Source organism: Streptomyces sp. NRRL S-1813, assembly GCF_000719605.1.
In the GTDB taxonomy this organism is placed as follows: Bacteria; Actinomycetota; Actinomycetes; order Streptomycetales; family Streptomycetaceae; genus Streptomyces; species Streptomyces decoyicus.
This window is the reverse complement of sequence record NZ_JOHB01000038.1, coordinates 1-17,735: the sequence shown is the minus strand read 5'-3', so window position 1 is coordinate 17,735 and position 17,735 is coordinate 1. Positions and strand designations below refer to the sequence as shown.

At 73.7% G+C, this 17,735-nt stretch carries 16 protein-coding genes; 9 read left to right on the top strand and 7 right to left on the bottom strand.

The genetic code is table 11. From position 1 onward, the window contains the following. Positions 1-23 precede the first annotated feature (23 nt). On the top strand, positions 24-1,829 hold the full coding sequence (treZ, locus tag IF67_RS0133570) for a malto-oligosyltrehalose trehalohydrolase (RefSeq protein WP_030992137.1): 1,806 nt from the start codon (positions 24-26) through the stop codon (positions 1,827-1,829). Positions 1,830-1,860: 31 nt separating this feature from the next. Here the strand turns inward: treZ and IF67_RS0133565 are convergent, their stop codons facing one another. Continuing rightward, positions 1,861-2,394 (bottom strand): type 1 glutamine amidotransferase domain-containing protein, encoded by a 534-nt coding sequence (locus IF67_RS0133565; RefSeq protein ID WP_030992135.1) that lies wholly within the window; start codon positions 2,392-2,394, stop codon positions 1,861-1,863. A gap of 240 nt (positions 2,395-2,634) precedes the next feature. Here IF67_RS0133565 and IF67_RS0133560 point away from each other — a divergent pair, with 240 nt between their 5' ends. The 4 genes from IF67_RS0133560 to IF67_RS0133545 all read left to right on the top strand — a co-directional run bounded on the left by IF67_RS0133560 (position 2,635) and on the right by IF67_RS0133545 (position 7,372). Further along, positions 2,635-4,275, top strand: coding sequence for a PucR family transcriptional regulator (locus IF67_RS0133560; protein WP_030992133.1), 1,641 nt, complete (start codon positions 2,635-2,637; stop codon positions 4,273-4,275). Positions 4,276-4,337: 62 nt separating this feature from the next. After that, positions 4,338-5,303: a metallophosphoesterase family protein gene (locus IF67_RS0133555; protein ID WP_030992131.1), complete on the top strand. Its 966-nt coding sequence runs from the start codon at positions 4,338-4,340 to the stop codon at positions 5,301-5,303. After that, on the top strand, positions 5,300-5,959 hold the full coding sequence (locus IF67_RS0133550; RefSeq protein WP_030992129.1) for a 4'-phosphopantetheinyl transferase family protein: 660 nt from the start codon (positions 5,300-5,302) through the stop codon (positions 5,957-5,959). Before IF67_RS0133555 ends, IF67_RS0133550 begins: the two co-directional genes overlap by 4 nt. A 129-nt stretch (positions 5,960-6,088) precedes the next feature. Then, positions 6,089-7,372, top strand: a complete 1,284-nt coding sequence (locus IF67_RS0133545; protein WP_030992127.1) for an NPCBM/NEW2 domain-containing protein — start codon at positions 6,089-6,091, stop codon at positions 7,370-7,372. Positions 7,373-7,504: 132 nt separating this feature from the next. Here IF67_RS0133545 and msrB read toward each other — a convergent pair whose 3' ends face one another. The 4 genes from msrB to IF67_RS0133525 all read right to left on the bottom strand — a co-directional run bounded on the left by msrB (position 7,505) and on the right by IF67_RS0133525 (position 11,401). Next, positions 7,505-7,912, bottom strand: a complete 408-nt coding sequence (gene msrB / locus IF67_RS0133540; RefSeq protein ID WP_030992126.1) for a peptide-methionine (R)-S-oxide reductase MsrB — start codon at positions 7,910-7,912, stop codon at positions 7,505-7,507. Positions 7,913-7,929: 17 nt separating this feature from the next. Then, on the bottom strand, positions 7,930-9,327 hold the full coding sequence (gene murC / locus IF67_RS0133535) for a UDP-N-acetylmuramate--L-alanine ligase (RefSeq protein WP_030992125.1): 1,398 nt from the start codon (positions 9,325-9,327) through the stop codon (positions 7,930-7,932). 161 nt (positions 9,328-9,488) lie between these two features. Further along, positions 9,489-10,130, bottom strand: a complete 642-nt coding sequence (locus IF67_RS0133530; protein WP_030992124.1) for a response regulator — start codon at positions 10,128-10,130, stop codon at positions 9,489-9,491. Next, positions 10,127-11,401 carry a sensor histidine kinase gene (locus IF67_RS0133525; protein WP_030992123.1) on the bottom strand — a complete coding sequence of 425 codons (1,275 nt, stop codon included), beginning with the start codon at positions 11,399-11,401 and terminating at the stop codon, positions 10,127-10,129. The genes IF67_RS0133530 and IF67_RS0133525 overlap by 4 nt, the downstream gene beginning before the upstream one ends. Positions 11,402-11,585: 184 nt before the next feature. Between IF67_RS0133525 and IF67_RS0133520 the strand changes: the two genes are divergently transcribed. Together IF67_RS0133520 and IF67_RS0133515 are read left to right on the top strand one after the other, a co-directional pair. Beyond that, entirely contained in the window at positions 11,586-12,707 is a 1,122-nt protein-coding gene (locus IF67_RS0133520) for an FtsX-like permease family protein (RefSeq protein WP_030992122.1), read from the top strand. Then, a complete protein-coding gene (locus IF67_RS0133515) occupies positions 12,704-13,390 on the top strand; it encodes an ABC transporter ATP-binding protein (RefSeq protein WP_030992121.1) in 687 nt (228 codons plus the stop codon). The genes IF67_RS0133520 and IF67_RS0133515 overlap by 4 nt, the downstream gene beginning before the upstream one ends. A gap of 32 nt (positions 13,391-13,422) precedes the next feature. Here IF67_RS0133515 and IF67_RS0133510 read toward each other — a convergent pair whose 3' ends face one another. Both IF67_RS0133510 and IF67_RS0133505 read right to left on the bottom strand, forming a co-directional pair. Further along, positions 13,423-13,920 carry a hypothetical protein gene (locus IF67_RS0133510; RefSeq protein WP_030992119.1) on the bottom strand — a complete coding sequence of 166 codons (498 nt, stop codon included), beginning with the start codon at positions 13,918-13,920 and terminating at the stop codon, positions 13,423-13,425. 140 nt (positions 13,921-14,060) lie between these two features. Then, positions 14,061-14,885: a pyrimidine reductase family protein gene (locus IF67_RS0133505; protein WP_030992117.1), complete on the bottom strand. Its 825-nt coding sequence runs from the start codon at positions 14,883-14,885 to the stop codon at positions 14,061-14,063. A gap of 67 nt (positions 14,886-14,952) precedes the next feature. Here IF67_RS0133505 and zapE point away from each other — a divergent pair, with 67 nt between their 5' ends. Continuing rightward, complete coding sequence (gene zapE, locus IF67_RS0133500) at positions 14,953-16,074, top strand: cell division protein ZapE (protein ID WP_030992115.1); 1,122 nt, start codon at positions 14,953-14,955, stop codon at positions 16,072-16,074. A gap of 107 nt (positions 16,075-16,181) precedes the next feature. Further along, positions 16,182-17,585, top strand: a complete 1,404-nt coding sequence (locus tag IF67_RS0133495) for an alkaline phosphatase PhoX (protein WP_030992114.1) — start codon at positions 16,182-16,184, stop codon at positions 17,583-17,585. The last annotated feature ends 150 nt before the right edge of the window (positions 17,586-17,735 follow it).

Below are 17,735 nucleotides of genomic sequence, written 5' to 3'. Positions count from 1 at the left end.
GGACCGAACGAAGGAGGACGGCCGTGCTGTTCGAGGTATGGGCTCCGAAGGCCGGGCGGGCCGCTCTTTGGTGGGCAGGGGACCGGGCCGGTGAAGCAGACGTTCCGATGGAGCGCGCAGGCGGCCGCGCGGGCTGGTGGCGCACCGAGACGCCGGCCCACGACGGGGACCGGTACGGCTTCCGGCTCGACGGCGGGCCGCCGCTGCCCGATCCCCGCGCCGCGCGGCTGCCGCAGGGCCCCGGCGGGCCCGGCGCCGTCGTCGAGCACGAACGGTTCGGGTGGCGGCATCCCTGGCCCGGCCGCCCGCTGCCCGGCGCCGTCCTCTACGAGCTGCACATCGGGACGTACACCCCCGAGGGAACCTTCGACGCCGCGGCGGCGCGGCTGCGGCACCTCGCCGACCTGGGCATCAGCCATATCTCCCTGATGCCGGTCTGCCCGTTCCCCGGCAGCCACGGGTGGGGGTACGACGGGGTCGCGCCGTGGGCGGTGCACGAACCGTACGGCGGGCCGGACGGGCTCAAGCGGTTCGTGGACGCCGCGCACGGCCACGGTCTGGGGGTCGTGCTCGACGTGGTGCACAACCACCTCGGCCCGTCCGGCAACCCTCTCCCGGCGTTCGGGCCGTACTTCACCGACACCCATCACACGCCGTGGGGCGCCGCGGTCAATCTCGACGCCCCCGGCAGCGACGAGGTGCGCGGCTACTTCCTCGGCTGCGCGCTCTCGTGGCTGCGTGACTACCGGCTCGACGGGCTGCGGCTGGACGCCGTCCATGCGCTGCACGACGACGGCAGCCCGCATTTCCTGGCCGAACTGTCCGCCGCCGCCGACGCGCTGGCGGAGCAGCTGCGGCGCCCGCTGTTCCTGGTCGCCGAGTCCGATCTCAACGATCCGCGCACCACCACGGCGCGGACCGACGGCGGACACGGTCTGCACGCCCAGTGGAACGACGACTTCCATCACGCCCTGCACACCGCGCTCACCGGTGAATCCCAGGGCTATTACGCCGACTTCGCACGCGCTCCGCTCGCCGCCCTCGCCAAGACGCTGACCGGCGGCTTCTTCCACGACGGTGCGTATTCCGCCTTCCGCGGCCGGGCGCACGGCGCACCGCTCGATCTGCGGCGGACGCCCGCCTACCGCCTGCTGGCCTACGCCCAGACGCACGATCAGATCGGCAACCGTGCGCTCGGCGACCGGCTCGCCGCCGGGCTCTCCCCCGGGCTGCTCGCCTGCGCCGCCACGCTGGTGCTGTGCTCGCCCTTCACACCGATGCTGTTCATGGGCGAGGAGTGGGGCGCGACCACGCCGTGGCAGTACTTCACCGATCACACGGATCCGGAGCTGGCGGAGGCGGTACGGGCCGGGCGGCGCCGCGAGTTCGCCGCGCACGAGTGGGCGGGCCACGAAGACGACTGGCCCGATCCGCAGGACCCGGCGACCCGCGACCGCTGCGTCCTGGACTGGAGCGAACCCGCCGTGGAGCCGCATACCGCGCTGCTGGCCTGGCACCGTACGCTGCTGACGCTGCGCCAGGAGCTGCCGCCGCTGACCGACCCCGATCCGCGCCACACGGCCGTCCGCTACGACGAGGAGGCCCGCTGGCTCCTGCTCCGGCGCGGACCGCTACGGGTGGCGGTCAATCTCGCGCGGGACACCACGGCCGCCATCCCGATGGGCGGCGACGGCCCGGAAGGGGACGGCGGCGGCCCGGACGGCGCGGCGGGGCTGCGGGCGCTGGCGGGCTGGCCGGAGGCCCGGGTACCCGGTGCGGACGGCGTGCTGCGGCTGCCGCCGGAGGCGGCGGTGGTGCTCGGGCCGTAGCGCGGCCGCCCGCGTGGGCGGCCGGCGGGCCTCAGTGCGAGAACTCCGAGATGAACGCCGCGCAGAAGGCCTCCAGATCGGCCGGCTTCCGGCTGGTGATCAAGGTGTTCGGTCCGCTGGTGCAGATCTGGACCTGTTCGTCGACCCAGGTGGCGCCCGCGTTGCGGAGGTCGGTCCGCAGGCTGGGCCAGGAGGTCAGGGTGCGGCCGCGCACCACATCGGCCTCGATGAGCGTCCACGGGGCGTGGCAGATGGCGGCCACCGGCTTCCCGGCGTCGAAGAACGACTTGACGAACGCCACGGCCCGCTCGTCCAGGCGCAGTGCGTCCGGATTGGCCACCCCACCGGGCAGCACCAGCCCGTCGAAGTCCGCCGCGGTCGCCTCGTCCACCGTCAGATCGACGGGGAAGGTGTCCGCCTTGTCCAGGTGGTCGAACGCCTGCACTTTCCCCGTGCGGGTGGAGACCAGTGTCGGGCCCCCGCTCGCGTCGGTCACCGCCTGCCACGGCCGGGTCAGCTCGACCTGCTCGATGCCCTCTGGAGCCACCAGAAACGCCGCCTGCATAGTGCGCTCACGTCCCTTCATCGGGTCGGGGAGCGAGGAAGAAACCCCACTGCCACACCTCTCGACCATAACGGGCCGCACCGCCTTCATTCATCCGCAGAGCCAGGACCCGTGGACCGGTCCCGAGGCGCCCCCACGGCCGTCGGGGGGCCGGTCCACGGCCGCCGCCGTGTCCACGACCGCCCCCAGCTCCGCTCGCCTGATCGTCCACTCCGCGGGGAGGTGATGGACACTGTGTCCATGCCCCTGCGTATCTCCGACCTCCTGGCCCGGCCCGATCTCCGTCTGTCGGTCACCTACGACGTGCCGCCGGAGCTGCTGGCCCGCACGATCGAAGCGGCCACGGTCTCGGATCTGCCGACGCCGGGAAAGTGGCTTCAGGGCGGTGAACTCCTCATGACGATCGGGCTGTTGCTTCCGATGGAGCCCGCCGCCTGCCGGGCGTACGTCCGGGACGCGGCCGAGGGCGGAGCGGCGTGCCTGGCGCTCGGGCTGGGGCAGGGCCTGCCGTACCAGGAGGCGCCGGAGCCGCTGGTGGCGGCGGCCGAGGAGGCCGGGCTGCCGCTGCTGACGGTGCCGGACGAGGTGCCGTTCATCGCCGTCACCAAGGCCGTCTTCGACGCACGGGCCGACGAACAGCGCGCGCTGCTGCACCGGGCGTTCGCGACCCAGCGGCGGCTGACGGCCGCGGCGGCGGGCGACGGACTGCGGCCGATGCTGACGGAGTGGACGGCGGCCACCGGTGTGGGCGCGACGGTGCTCGACCCGCTCGGGCGGCTGCTCGCCACCAGCGAGCACGATCAGCGGGCCCTGCCGGCCCAGGCGCACGATCTGCTCGAACGGGTCGCCGCGCGCGGACTGCGCGGCAGCGCCTCCAGCACGGCCGCGGGGCAGCAGCTGGAGGTGCAGCCCCTGGGCGCGCGGCGGCTGCGCGGTCTGCTGCTGCTCACCGGCCGCCCGGACGACGCCGCCCGTTCGGTCGTACCCGGACTGGTCTCCCTGCTCTCCCTGGAACTGGAGCGTCGCCACCTTCGCGACGAGCCGGAGCGCCGCCGCAGGTCAGCGCTGCTTTCGGAGCTGCTGGCCGACGAGGATCCCACCGCCGACCGAGCCCGGGACATGCTGCGCTCGGCGGGGCTGACGGCCGAGCGGGTGCGGGGCGTCGTGGTGGAGGCGGGGGGCGCCCCGAGCCGTACGGCCACCGGCCCCGCGGCATCCGGGGCGGCGGACGGGGCCATGGACGGGGCGGCGGGCGCGGCCGTGGACGGCGCCGCACAGGAGATGGCCGCCGATCTGGCGCTGGCGGTTCCCGGCGGCCTGGTCAGGGTCGTGGGCGGGACGCCGGGCGCGGTCATCGAGGCGGTGGTCGGCGAGGAGCTGGACATCCGCGAGGTGCTCGCCCGCTTCGCCCCGCACTGCCCGGCCGGTATCGGCCCGGCCACCGCGCCCGAAGCGGTACGGGTGTCCCTGCGCCAGGCGGCCGGGCTGCTCGCCGTCAGCCGGTCGGGCGGAGCCCCCGCGGAGGCCCGGCAGAGCCAGGCCAGCCGGCTGCTGATAGACCTGGGCGACCGCCGTACGCTGCACGGCTACGCCGACACCGTGCTCGGCCCGCTCGATCTCGCGGACCACGGCGAGGAGCTGATCGCCACCCTGGCGGCGTGGCTGGAGACCGGCGGCGCCTGGGACGCCACCAGCCGGCGGCTCGGCGTCCACCGGCACACCGTGCGCAACCGCCTCGACAAGGCCATGGACCTCACCGGCCGCCGTCTCGACGACCCCGACGACCGCTTCGACCTCTGGCTGGCCACCCGCATCCGCCGCGGTGGCGCTCCCGGTACCGGCCACGGCGGCCGGCCGGCTCCCCCACCGCCAGGCCGGTGACGCGGAGCCCCGCCACCCCGGTCGCCCTTCACTCTCTCCTCCGCACCGTCTTTACTTCGATGGTGACCTACGAGATCCGCACCCTCACGTCCGGCGCCACCGGCCCCACCCCCACGCCCGCGCCCACCGCCACGCCCGCTCCGGGTCCCTCGCGGGGCGCCGGCCGCGGCACGTTGGTGGCCGTCAGCGATCTGCACGTCCGCTACCAGGAGAACCGCGACATCGTCGAGGCGTTACGACCGGAGTCCGACGACGACTGGCTGCTGATCGCCGGCGACGTCGGTGAGCGCGTCTCCGACATCCGCTGGGCGCTCACCCTGCTCAGCAGCCGGTTCGCCAAGGTGGTCTGGGTGCCCGGCAATCACGAGCTGTGGACGCCGGAGCACGACCCGGTACAGCTGCGCGGCGTGGCGCGCTATGAGCATCTGGTGGAGATCTGCCGGGAGTTGGGCGTGCTCACCCCCGAGGACCCGTATCCGGTCTGGGAGGGCACCGGCGGCCCGGCCGTCATCGCACCGCTCTTCCTGCTCTACGACTACACCTTCCGGCAGCCGGGGACGACGTCCAAGGAAGAGGCGCTCGCCCGGGCCGAGAAGGCCGGGGTCGTGTGCACCGACGAGCGCTTTCTGCACCCGGACCCGTATCCGACGCGGGAGGCGTGGTGCCAGGCGCGGGTGGCCGCCACCGAGGCCCGGCTCGCCGCCCTGCCCGAGGAGTTGCCCACCGTGCTCGTCAACCACTGGCCGGTGGTGCGCGAGCCCACCCGGCCCCTGTGGTACCCCGATTTCGCGCTGTGGTGCGGGACGGAGGCGACCGCCGACTGGCCGCGCCGGTTCCGCGCCGCCACCGTGGTCTACGGCCATCTGCACATCCCACGGCTGCTGGTCTGCGACGGCGTGCCCCATCAGGAGGTATCGCTCGGCTACCCGCGGGAGTGGCAGCGCCGCCCCGGCACACCCGGCCGCCCGGTCCGGATCCTGCCCGCGCCTGCCACCGTCGCCGCCGGAACGACCGGGACCCTCGCATGATCGACAAGCTGCTGCCGGCCCCGGTCGTGACCGCCGAGGCCTTCCACGACGCCCCGGTGTCCGAGATGTTTCCCGAGGAGTGGGCGCTGGTGTCCGGCGCCGTGCCCCAGCGACAGCAGGAGTTCGGCACCGTACGCGGCTGCGCCCGCGGCGCCCTGGCCGAACTGGGCATCGCCCCCGCGCCCCTGCTCCCCGGCCCCAACCGGGAGCCGCAGTGGCCGCCGGGCATCGTCGGCGCCATGACGCACTGCGCGGGCTACCGCGCCGCCGCGGTGGCCCGCTCGGCGGACGTCCGGACGATCGGCCTGGACGCCGAGCCCCACCTGCCCGTGGAGGACCCCGGCGTGGTCGACCTCATCACCCTCCCCGAGGAACGCGTCCAGCTGCGCCGGCTGGCCGCCGCGCAGCCCGAAGTCTGCTGGGACCGCCTGGTGTTCAGCGCCAAGGAGTCCGTCTACAAGGCGTGGTACCCCCTCACCCACCGCTGGCTCGACTTCGAGGAGGCCCACCTCACCCTCGACCCGTCGAACTCCACCTTCACCGCCCGCCTCCTCGTCCCCGGCCCCGTGGTCGGCGGCAGGGAACTCACCGAATTCAGCGGCCGTTGGCTCGTGGAGGCGGGGTTGGTGGTGACGGGGATCGTGGTGATGGCGTGACGGGGCGGCCGCGGGGGCGAGTCCCCGCGACCCATCCGGTGCCGAACGCCGCACCGGCCGCCGGATACCCGCCCTGCCTGCGGTATTTTTCATGGCCCGTCAGGACGTTGAAGGGTCACTAGCCCACTCATGCAAGAGCACTGCGACACCACCGGTGGGACAGCACCCTCCGACACCGAGCTGGTCCGGCGTATCCGTGCGGCAGCCCGGTCCGGCGGCGGGGCGGCGGACGCTCCGTTCGGCACACCGGCTCCGGACGGCACGGCTCGGGCGGGCCAGGAAGCCCTCAACGAGTTCCATCAACGGCACTACGCGGCCGTGCTGGCCTACGCTCGTGACTGCTGCCGCTCGTCCCAGGCCTCGGCGGATCTGGCCAAGGAGGCCATCGACCACGTCCTGCACTCCCCCGGCCCGGAAGAGGGAGCCGATCCGGCCTGGCGGGCCGCGCTGCTCGCGGCGGTACGCCATACCGCCGCCGCCTGGCACCGCACTGCCCGCAACACCGAGCTGCGTGACGACTTCGCGTCCTGGCTGGCCGCCCAGCCGGAGGAAGGCCCCGGCCCCGCTGACGGCGCCCGGCCATCCGGCGCCGGCGGCGCGCCCACGGCCGGCCTGAGCTTCTCGGGGACGGTCCCGTCCGCCCCGCCGGACAAGCCCCGGCGGGCGCGGTTCTCACCGGCGCGGATCACCGTGCTCGTGGTCGCCGTGGCCGTCCTGGCCGGCGTCGCCATATCCGTCGGCCCGCTGTTCGGCCCGGAGCGCGACGATGCCGCGGCCGGGCGCCGCGACCGGTCGGACCGCTCTTCGGCCCCCGCCACGGACCAGCCGCCGTCGGCGTCCGACAGGAGCTCCGCCACCGCTTCCCGTTCGCCCTCGGGCTCCCCGTCCCCCACGCACCGCAAGAAGCCGAAGCGCCCGAGCTCCCGGCCCTCGCCGCCGGCGAAGCCGTCGCACTCGCCCCGCCCCGGCCCCGCGGACAAACCGCCGGCCGGCCACGCCACACCGCTGGGCGCCAGGTCGTGGAGCTCCCAGAAATACAGCTTCGCGCCGTTCAGGCCGGACAGCAGCATCGACGGACATCCCCTCACCATCCAGGGGACCGGCTACCCCGAAGGCATAGGGGCCCACGCCAACAGCGAGATCACCTACCAGCTCGGCGGCACCTGCTCCGCCCTCAGCGTGGACGTGGGCATCGACGACGAGGTGGGCGCGAACGGCTCCGCGGTCTTCCAGATCTTCCGGGACGGCACGAAGGTCGCCGACAGCGGGCTGATGACGGTGAACCAGCCCGCGAAGCGTCTCAGTGGGAACCTCACCGGCGGCACGGAGCTACGGCTCGTGGTCACTGACGGCGGCAACGGGAACGACTCCGACCACGCCGACTGGGGCAGCCCCCGCATCACCTGCGGCTGAGCCCACGCGGATGGATGTAGCCGTGGCCGCAGGTTCGCGTCCTGCGGCCACGGCATGCCACGCCCGACGTGGAAGCGGAACTCCGACTACTTCACGAGTCCCGGAGCGGCGGGGCGGCCACCGCCCCGCTGCTCACGCCTCGTCCGGAGCCAAGCGCAGGGAGATCGAGTTGATGCAGTAGCGCTGGTCCGTGGGCGTCGGGTAGCCCTCGCCCCGGAAGACGTGGCCCAGGTGGGAGCCGCAGCGGGCGCAGCGGACCTCCGTGCGGACCATGCCGTGGCTGCGGTCCTCGATGAGCTCGACGGCGCCGGAGTCCTTGGGGTCGTAGAAGGACGGCCAGCCGCAGTGGCTCTCGAATTTGGTGTCGGAACGGAAGAGCTCGGCGCCGCAGGCGCGGCAGGAGTAGACGCCCTCGGTCTTGGTGTCGGTGTACTCACCGACACCGGCGGGTTCGGTGCCGGCCTGGCGCAGTACCTGATACTCCGCGGGGGTCAGCTCGGCGCGCCACTGCTCGTCGGGCTTGTCGATCTCGTACGGCATCTGGGGTCCTCCTCAGCTCAGCTGCCCAGGCGGGACAGGATGGCGGGGCCGAGGTCGGTCACATCGCCCGCGCCCATGGTGAGAACAAGGTCACCGGGCTTCGCCATTCCGGCGATGACGTCCGCGACGGCGGCCTGGTCGCTCTCGGGGGTGACATCGGCGCCGGCGGTGCGCGCGGCGTCGATGATCAGGGCGCTGGTGACGCCCGGGATCGGGTCCTCGCGGGCCGGGTAGATGTCCAGGACCACGGAGGCGTCGGCGAGGGCGAGGGCCTGGCCCATCTCCGTGCCCAGCTCCTGGGTGCGGGAGAAGAGATGCGGCTGGAAGACGACCAGTACGCGGGAGCCCTCGGCGGCGCCGCGGATGGCTTCCAGGTCGGCGGTCATCTCCGTGGGGTGGTGGGCGTAGGAGTCGATGACCTGCACACCGGCCGCCTCGCCCATGAGCTGGAGGCGGCGCTTGACGCCGGTGTACTTGCCGAGCGCGGAGGCGAGGTTGTGCGGCGCGAGGCCCAGGGCGACGCCGGCGGCCAGGGCGGCGACGGCGTTGTGGGCGTAGTGCCGGCCGGGGACGGAGACCGTGAACGTGAGGATCTTGCCGCTGGTGAGGGTGACCGTGACGTCGCTGGTCAGGCCGCGGGGGTTGACCTTGAGGATGCGGACGTCGGCGTCCGGGGACTCGCCGTAGGTGACGACCTCGATGTCGTGACGGCCGGCGATCTTGGCGGTCAGCTCGCGGGCGCCGGGGTGGTCGGCGGCGATGACCAGGGTGCCGCCGGGGCGGATGCGGCCGACGAAGGTCTCGAACGACTCGTAGATCTCGTCCATCGAGGCGTAGTTGGCGTGGTGGTCGAGCTCCACGTTGAGGATGATCGCGACCTCGGGGGCGTACTTGTGGAAGCTGCGGTCGCTTTCGTCGGCCTCGGCGACGAAGATCTCGCCGGAGCCGTGCTCGGCGTTGGAGCCCGGGGCGTCGAGGTCGCCGCCGATGGCGTAGGACGGCTTGAGGCCGAGGGCGCCGAGGGAGACGGCGAGCATGGAGGTCGTCGTCGTCTTGCCGTGGGTGCCGGCGACGGCGATGGGGCGCAGGCCGTCCATGAGGGAGGCGAGCGCGTCGGAGCGGTGCACGACGGGGATGCCGCGCTCATGGGCGGCGGCCAGCTCGGGGTTGTCCGGGCGGATCGCGGAGGAGACGACGACGCCGGTGGCGTCCTCGGCGAGATGTCCGGCGGCGTGGCCGATGTGGACCGTGGCGCCGAGGGCACGCAGGGCCTGGGCGGTCGCGGAGTCCTTCGCGTCGCTGCCCGCCACCTGGGCGCCGCGCTGCGCGAGGATCTTGGCGATGCCCGACATACCGGCTCCGCCGATGCCGATGAAGTGCGGCCGGTCCATCGAGGCTGGGATGGCGGGTGCCATGGGTGGGTCTCCCTGATCGTCGATCATCGCGAGCGGTGGTGCGGTCGTTCTGTCGTGCTGTCGATGATTCTCGCACCCGGCACCGACAGCGCCGGTCCTCGGACCCGGCCGGGTGCGGAAACGGCCCGGCGGACGGCTGTGGAACGCCCGGCGGACGGCGCTCAGCGGCGGATCAGGCCCTGTGCCGTGGCGGCGGCGACCGCGGAGGTACGGGAGTCCACGCCCAGCTTGGCGTAGATGTGGACGAGGTGGGACTTGACGGTCGCCTGGCTGAGGAAGAGCTGTTTGCTGATCGCCGCGTTCGACAGTCCGTCGGCGACGAGCTGGAGGACCTCGGTCTCCCGGCGGGAGAGCGCGGTGGCGGGCGTGCGCATCCGGGCCATGAGCCGCAGCGCGACGGTGGGTGCGAGCGCGGACTTCCCGGCGGCGGCGGTGCGTACCGCGGCGGCCAGCTCCTCCGGCGGCGCGTCCTTGAGGAGGTAGCCGGTGGCGCCGGCCTCGACGGCGGCGAGGATGTCGGCATCGGTGTCGTACGTGGTCAGGACGAGGACGCGCGGGGCGCCGGGGCGGGCGGTGATCGCCGCGGTCGCCTGGGAGCCGAGCATCCGGCCGCCGAACTGGAGGTCCATGAGGACCACGTCGGCCTCCAGCCGCGCGGCGAGGCCGACGGCCTGCTCGGCGGTGGGGACATCGGCGACGATCTCGAAGTCCGGTTCGGTCTCCAGGACGGCGCGCAGTCCGGCGCGTACGACGGGGTGGTCGTCGGCGAGCAGCAGCCGGATGGGGGTGCCCGTGGCGGTCACGAGGCGGCCTCCGGGGCGGCGCCGGGCGCCGAGGCCGGGGCGGACGGGGCAGGGGCGGACGCGGTGACGGGGCACGGGAGGGTGACGGCAACGGCGGTGCCCTCCCCGGGGGCGGACTCGACGACGAGGGTGCCCTGGAGGGCGCGGGCCCGGGCGCGCATCGCGGCGAGGCCGAAGCCGGTGCCGCGGGCCGCCGCGGAGCCGGGGGCGGGCACCTCGGCGGGGACGAACCCCGCGCCGTCGTCTACGACGTCCAGCGCGACCTCGGTGTCCATGTAGCTGAGGGTCAGCTCGGCCCGTCCGGCACCGGCGTGCCGGACCGTGTTGGCGAGCGCGGACTGGGCGATGCGCAGCAGGGCGACCTCGTGCGCGGTGGGGAGCGCGGTGGGCACGCCGGAAACCTGGCAGTGCACGGCGAGCGGGGAGGTACGGGCCGTGGTGGCGCACAGCCGCTCCAGGGCGGCGGGCAGCGACCCGGCCTCCAGGTCGGGCGGGCTCAGCGCACGCACGAAGCGGCGCGCCTCGGCGAGGTTGCCGACGGCGGCGGTGCGGGCCTGCCGGACATGGCCGAGGGCGGTGCCGGGCCGCTGCGGCAGGGCGCGCTCGGCGGCCCGCAGCAGCAGCTGGATGCTGGACAGGCCCTGGGCGAGGGTGTCGTGGATCTCGCGGGCCAGGCGCTCGCGTTCGGCGAGCACGCCGGCGGCGTGTTCCGCGGCGGCCAGTTCGCTGCGGGCCGCGGTGAGCTCCTCGATGAGACGGCGGCGCTGTTCGCTCTCCTGGTAAAGGGCCTCGTAGCCGAGGACGACGGCGACGGCGACGGCGGCGCCCAGGGAGGGGCCGAGCACCGTGCCGACGTTCAGGGTGTGGGTGTGCCGGGCGAATCCGGCAACGGCGGCGGCGGTGGTGGCCACGACGGCGGACAGGGCGGCGCGCAACGGCAGCAGGTGCAGCTGGACGAAGAACAGCGGGAAGGCCAGCCAGACGCCGTCCTGGGTGAGGGCGAGCAGCACCAGCCAGAGCAGGGCCACGCCGGCGAGCCAGAGGGCGGCGGCGCCGGTGGAGGCGCGCAGACGGGGCAGCCGCAGGCCGAGGGCGTACACGGCGCAAAGCGCCGCCGCGGTGGCGGTCACGGCCGGGGCGTTCGGGGCGTGCCCGGCGAGGGCGCGTACGGCGGCGAGCGCGAGCAGCGCGGCCACCATCAGGTGCCGGCAACTGCGCAGGACCCGCAGGACGGGGGTGAGGGAGCGGGCGGTCACGGTTTCTTCGGTCACGGCCTTCTCAGGCTAAACGGCCGCCCCACGTGCGGCATCAACCAAAGGGTTGACCGCGGACCGCACCTATCGATCCGCGGGGACCACTCCCCTGCGCGATGTCCGCAGCCCGCCCGGGAGGCGACTGTGGGGTCCGGCCGCCGGCAGTGGAGCTCGGCACCCGGATCCGAGGAGGGCATCGCTGGTGTTCGTCGCCTGGAGGGACCTGAGATTCGCCAAGGGACGGTTCGCCCTGATGGGCACCGTCATCGTGCTGATCACGGTGCTGGTGGGACTGCTGTCGGGCCTGACGGCGGGCCTGGGCCGGGAGAACACCTCGGCGATCACCGCGCTGCCCGCCGACCACCTGGTGTTCTCGGCGCCCGCCGACGGCAGGGGCGTCGCCTTCACCGATTCGCGGCTGACGGAGCGGACCGTACGGGCCTGGGCGCGGGTGCCGGGCGTACGGCACGCCGACCCGCTGGGGATCGCGACGACGAAGGCGGAGGCGGGCGGCCGGACCGCCGCGGTGGCGTCGTTCGGGGTGCGGCCGGGGTCGGGACCGGCGCCGGCCGGGGTGGGCGACGGTGCGGTGGTGCTGTCCACGAAGGCCGCCGCCTCGCTGGGGGTGCGGGCCGGGGGCACGCTGACGCTGGGCGGCCGTACGGTCCGGGTCGCGGCGGTGGCGGGCGCGGCGATGTACAGCCACACGCCGGTGGTCTGGATGTCGCTGGAGGACTGGCGGCGGTCGGCGGGCGGCGCGGGGTCGGCCGGCGGCCGCGGCCCCGCCCGCGGTGGGAACGGCGGCTCCGGCGACGAGGGCGGGGCGACCGTGCTCGCCCTCTCCACCTCCGGCACGGCCGGCCTGGCGGCCGCCGACAAGGCACTCGGCACGAGGACCGTCGCCGCCGACGACGCCTTGCAGGCCATCGGCTCGTTCGCCGCCGAGAACGGTTCCCTGCAGCTGATGCGCGGTTTTCTGTTCGTCATCTCCGCGCTGGTCATCGGGGCGTTCTTCACGGTGTGGACGATCCAGCGCGGCGGGGATGTCGCCGTGCTGAAGGCGCTGGGCGCCTCGACCGGCACGCTGCTGAGGGACGCGCTCGGCCAGGCCGTGGTCCTGCTGGTGGCCGGGACCGGCCTGGGCAGCGCCGTGGCGGCCGCGGTGGGCGCGGTGCTCGACGGCACGGTGCCCTTCGTGCTCGCCCCGTCCACCGTGCTGGTCCCCGCCCTGATCATGATCGCGCTGGGTGCCGCCGGCGCCGCGCTCGCCATCCGCCGCATCACGTCCGTGGACCCGCTGACCGCCTTGGGAAGTGCCCGATGAGCCTCGAACTGACCGATGTCACCCTCACCTACCCCGACGGCGACGACCGGCTGACCGCGCTGGACGAGGTCTCGCTGACCGTGCCCGCCGGATGTCTGACCGCGGTGATCGGCCCGTCCGGGTCCGGCAAGTCCAGCCTGCTCGCGGTCGCCGCCACGCTGATCTCCCCGGACCGCGGACGGGTGGTGATCGACGGCACGGACACCGTGGGGCTGGGCCGGGCCGCGGCGACGACGCTGCGCCGCACCGCCATCGGCACGGTCTTCCAGCAGCCGAATCTGCTGCCGTCGCTGACCGCCGCCGAACAACTGCAGGTGATGGCCCATCTGGACGGCCGCTCGCCCCGTACGGCGCGGGCGCGGGCGCGAGAACTGCTGGCGGCGGTCGGCCTGGACGGGGAGGCCGACCGGCGGCCGCATCAGCTGTCGGGCGGTCAGCGGCAGCGGATCAACATCGCGCGGGCGCTGATGAACGAGCCCGCGGTACTGCTGGTGGACGAGCCGACCAGCGCCCTGGACCACGAGCGGGGCGCCGCGGTGCTCGATCTGCTACTCGCCCTCACCCATCAGCGCGCGACCGCGACGGTGCTGGTCACCCATGACCCCGCGCATCTGGATGCGGCGGACGAGATCGCCGAGGTGCGGGACGGCCGGCTGCACCCGCGGCACGTCGCCCGCCCGTGACCGGACGGACCGGACCGGCGCCCGGGGGCCGGTCAGCCCCCGCCGGTCCCCTGGGGCTGGTCGTCCGCCGCGTGCGAGAAGAGCTTGAGGACCGGGACACCGACCTTGTGGCGGGCGCGGGAGGCCCAGTCGCGGTGGAAGAACTCCTCCACGAAGTGCGGGGTGGTCAGCACGATCACCTCGTCCGCGCCTGTCTGGTCGACAACGGACCGCAGCAGGTCCAGCGGATGGTCCTCGACCACCTGCCCGACGGCCTCCGCGCCGGTGTCGCGCAGCGCCTGGAGGGTGTGGGCCAGGGCGAGCTCGGCGGGGGCCTCGGCCCGGGCGCCGCCCGGTTCCTCGCCCTCCCGTACGGCGTCGTCGAACTCACCGAGGGCGACATCGTCGATGGCCCTTAGCAGAACATCCTGCTTACCGCGAGGCTGCATGAGCACGACGAACGAGATCCGGTCATCGCCGTGCAGCGTGGTCACAAACTCCACATCGGCCGGCGTCAGTGGCTTCTCGATCATCAATACGCTCGTGAACACGACGGACGCCCTTCTTCTCTTCCGGGGCGCCGCATGGCACGGAGCCCGACAGACACCATCCTGCCCCGTCGCGGTGCGGGGCCTGTTGGCTTTTAGTGTGCCCAACGGAAGCTAAGCGGAACAGATAATTCCGCCGATTGTCAGGACCGACGGTAGCGGGTGAACAGGAACCCGGCCTCCTCCAATACCGAGGCCAGGGCGAACCGCTCCGGTACCGGCACGGCGGGACCGTTCATGATCCTCGGCGCGTCGCCCACCGCGACCACCGGCGCCAGCGACAGACACAGCTCGTCCAGCGCACCGGCCGCCGCGAACTGCCCCAGCAGCATCGGCCCGCCCTCCGTCAGCAGCCGGGTGTGCCCCCGTCCGGCCAGCACCCCGGCCACCCGGGCCGGATCGACGCCCTGCCCCTCCCCGGCGAACAGCACCTCCACGCCCGCGGCACGGGCCTCGGCCACCCGGTCGGCCGGCGCGCCCGCGCCGGTCAGCACCAGGGTGGGAACCAGCGGCTCGGTGAACAGCGGCAGGGTGAAGTCCAGCCCGAGACCGGCGGTCACCACGGCGATGGCAGGGGCCGGCCCCTGCCCTGCGGCGGCCCGGCGGGCGGCGAACGCCTCCCGGGCCCGAGCCGGCCGGTAGCCCTCCTGCCGTACGGTCTCCGCGCCGACCACCACCGCGTCCGCGAGCCCGCGCAGCACCCCGAAGATCCGCATGTCGGCATCGCTGGAGAGCGGCTGCGAGCGGCCCTCGTGATGGGCCGCGCCGTCCACGGAGGACACCATGTTCGCCCGCAGCCAGCCGGTGCGCCCCGAGCGCACCGGATCGTCCGCCGACGGGTACGCATAGGCGTCGGCCAGCTCGGCCGGCGTCCACTCGCGGTCCATGGGGTCGATCGCCCCCACCACGGCGTTCTCGGCGTCAGGGGCCGGTACGGAGGGGGCGGAGAGAGGGAACAGACGTCGCATGGCGGCAGTGTGACATGCCTCGCTCACGGGACCGGCGGCCACCGCACACGAGATAGGCTGGACGGCTGTGTCGCCTTCCCAGTCCTCTTCCCCGCAGCCCGACCCGATAGCCGGACCGCCGGCCGACGGGGACGATGCGGCGCCCGCCGCGCTCACCGCCCGCGCCCCGCACGTCCCGGCCGACCGTCTGGTGGCCGAGATGGTGCCGCCGCCGCGCTTCCAGGGCGCCCGCTTCGACACCTACATCCCGGACCCGAAGCAGCCCAGCCAGTCCGAGGCCGTCCAGGACCTGAGCGACTTCGCGGAGAGCATCGACGCCGGACGGGCCGGCTCGGGCAAGCGACGCTGGTTCGCCAAGAAGCCGGCCGCCCCGAAGGGCCCGCGCGGTGTCTATCTGGACGGCGGCTACGGCGTCGGCAAGACCCATCTGCTCGCCTCCCTGTGGCACGCCACCCCCGCCCCGGCCGAGCAGAAGGCCTTCGGCACCTTCGTCGAGCTGACGAACCTCGTCGGCGCGCTCGGCTTCCAGCAGACCGTACGCACCCTCGGCGAGCACAAGCTGCTGTGCATCGACGAGTTCGAACTGGACGACCCCGGTGACACCGTCCTGGTCTCCACCCTGCTCGGCAAGCTGGTGGATGCCGGTGTGGCGCTGGCCGCCACCTCCAACACGCTGCCCGGCAAGCTCGGTGAGGGCCGCTTCGCGGCCGCCGACTTCCTGCGGGAGATCCAGGGCCTGAGCGCCCAGTTCCGTCCGCTGCGGATCGACGGTGAGGACTACCGCCACCGCGGTCTGCCCGACGCGCCCGCCCCGTACGACGACGAGACCGTCACCCGCACGGCGTACCGCACGCCCGGCGCCTCGCTCGACGACTTCCCCTCCCTGCTGGAGCATCTGTCCAAGGTGCACCCCAGCCGCTACGGCGCGATGTGCGACGGCATCGAGGCGGTCTGCCTCACCGACGTCCAGGCGGTGCCCGACCAGTCCACGGCGCTGCGCCTGGTCGTCCTCGCGGACCGGCTCTACGACCGTGAGGTGCCGGTACTGACCTCCGGCAAGGCCTTCGACGAGCTGTTCAGCGAGGAGATGCTGCGCGGCGGCTACCGTAAGAAGTACTTCCGGGCGATCTCCCGGCTGACGGCGCTGGCACGCGACGCGGGCCCCCTGGTGGCCGGCAACTCCCGGTAGACGGGGCGCCGCCGGAAACACCGGGGGCGCAGCCTGGTTCCCGGCAGCCCGGCCGCGTGGTACACACGAGCGGGTCACTTCACCTGTCCGCCAACAGGGAGTTGCCCATGTCCGCGACACGACGTCAGATCCTGGCAAGAACCGGTGCGCTCGGGGCGGGAATCGCCTTCTCCGGAAGCCTCACGGAGCTCTTCACGGGGACCGCGACCGCCCAGAGCATGGGGCAGCGCGGCTACGGCCCGCTGGTCCCCGACCCCGACGGCCTGCTCGACCTCCCCCGGGGCTTCCGCTACCGGGTCCTCTCCCGGGAAGGCGACCCGCTGCGCTCAGGGGAGGGCAAGGTACCCAGCAACTGCGACGGCATGGCTGCCTTCCCCGGTTCTCCCGGTTCTCCCGGTTCTCCCGGCTCCTCCGGCCACCACGGCGGCACCCGCCTCGTCCGCAACCACGAGAACCGTACGGGCTCCCGCCAAGCCGTCCCCCGGGTCCGCGACCTGACGTACGACCCCGGTGGTGAGGGCGGCTGCACGGCCCTGGAACTCGGCCCGGACAACACGGTGCGCTCCGAGCGGGTCGCCATCGCCGGCACCTCCACCAACTGCGCGGGCGGCCCCACCCCCTGGAACACCTGGCTGACCTGCGAGGAGACCGAGCTCCGGGCCGGCGAGGAGAACTACACCAAGGACCATGGGTTCATCTTCGAGGTCGATCCCTACGACCCGCGGCGCACCGGCGCCGTCCCGCTGACCGCGATGGGCCGCTTCCAGCACGAGGCGATCGCCGTGGACCCCGGCACCGGCACCGTCTACGAGACCGAGGACGCCTTCGACAAGCCCTTCGGACTGTTCTACCGCTTTCTGCCCAACAAACCGAGGGGCGGCCGCGGTTCCCTCCGGGCCGGCGGCCGCCTCCAGGCGCTGCGTGTCCCCGGTGTGCCCGACCTGTCCACCATCCAGCGGCCCGGCACCACCTTCGACCACGTCACCTGGGTGGATGTGCCCGATCCGCTCGCCCGTGAGACCCCGATCCGCTTCCAGGACTTCGGCCCCGGCGGCATCACCCACGCCCAGAAGCTGGAGGGCTGTTACTGGGGCGGCTCCTGCGTCTACTTCGTCTCCAGCTTTGCGCACCGCGAAGACGGCTCGGCGGCCGACCACTATGGGCAGGTGTGGAAGTACGACCCGAAGAAGCGGCGGCTGACCCAGGTCGTCGTCTTCGGCCCGGACAGCGACCTCCAACTGCCCGGCGAGTCCCCCGACAACATCAGCCTCGCGCCCAGCGGCGGTCTGATGGTGTGCGAGGACGGCGAGGGCGCCCAGCACGTCTTCGGCCTCACCCGGCGCGGCGCGGTCTATGCGATGGCGCGCGGCCGGCAGAACATCGGCACCCCGGAGAAGCCGGAGTGGGGCGAGTTCGCGGGCGTGACGTTCTCGCCCGACCACCGGACGATGTATGTCAATTGCTATACGCCGGGAACGACGTTCGCGGTGACCGGACCCTGGCACCACTGACGCAGCAGAGGCGGGGCACTGGCTGACACAGCAGGGGCGGGCGCCGGTCAGCCGGAGCAGCCGGTCAGCCGGAGCAGGCGGGGCGCCGGAGCAGGCAGACCGCCGTACGCCCGCTCCCCCCACCCCCGAACCCACCCCCGCCCCCTCCCC

Bases quoted from the DNA above. Each gene is read 5' to 3' on its own strand.
- IF67_RS0133515 (WP_030992121.1), top strand. From the start codon at position 12,704: ATGAGCCTCGAACTGACCGATGTCACCCTCACCTACCCCGACGGCGAC.
- IF67_RS0133545 (WP_030992127.1), top strand. From the start codon at position 6,089: ATGCAAGAGCACTGCGACACCACCGGTGGGACAGCACCCTCCGACACC.
- msrB (WP_030992126.1), bottom strand. From the start codon at position 7,912: ATGCCGTACGAGATCGACAAGCCCGACGAGCAGTGGCGCGCCGAGCTG.
- IF67_RS0133565 (WP_030992135.1), bottom strand. From the start codon at position 2,394: ATGCAGGCGGCGTTTCTGGTGGCTCCAGAGGGCATCGAGCAGGTCGAG.
- IF67_RS0133505 (WP_030992117.1), bottom strand. From the start codon at position 14,885: ATGCGACGTCTGTTCCCTCTCTCCGCCCCCTCCGTACCGGCCCCTGAC.
- IF67_RS0133495 (WP_030992114.1), top strand. From the start codon at position 16,182: ATGTCCGCGACACGACGTCAGATCCTGGCAAGAACCGGTGCGCTCGGG.
- IF67_RS0133560 (WP_030992133.1), top strand. From the start codon at position 2,635: ATGCCCCTGCGTATCTCCGACCTCCTGGCCCGGCCCGATCTCCGTCTG.
- IF67_RS0133550 (WP_030992129.1), top strand. From the start codon at position 5,300: ATGATCGACAAGCTGCTGCCGGCCCCGGTCGTGACCGCCGAGGCCTTC.
- murC (WP_030992125.1), bottom strand. From the start codon at position 9,327: ATGGCACCCGCCATCCCAGCCTCGATGGACCGGCCGCACTTCATCGGC.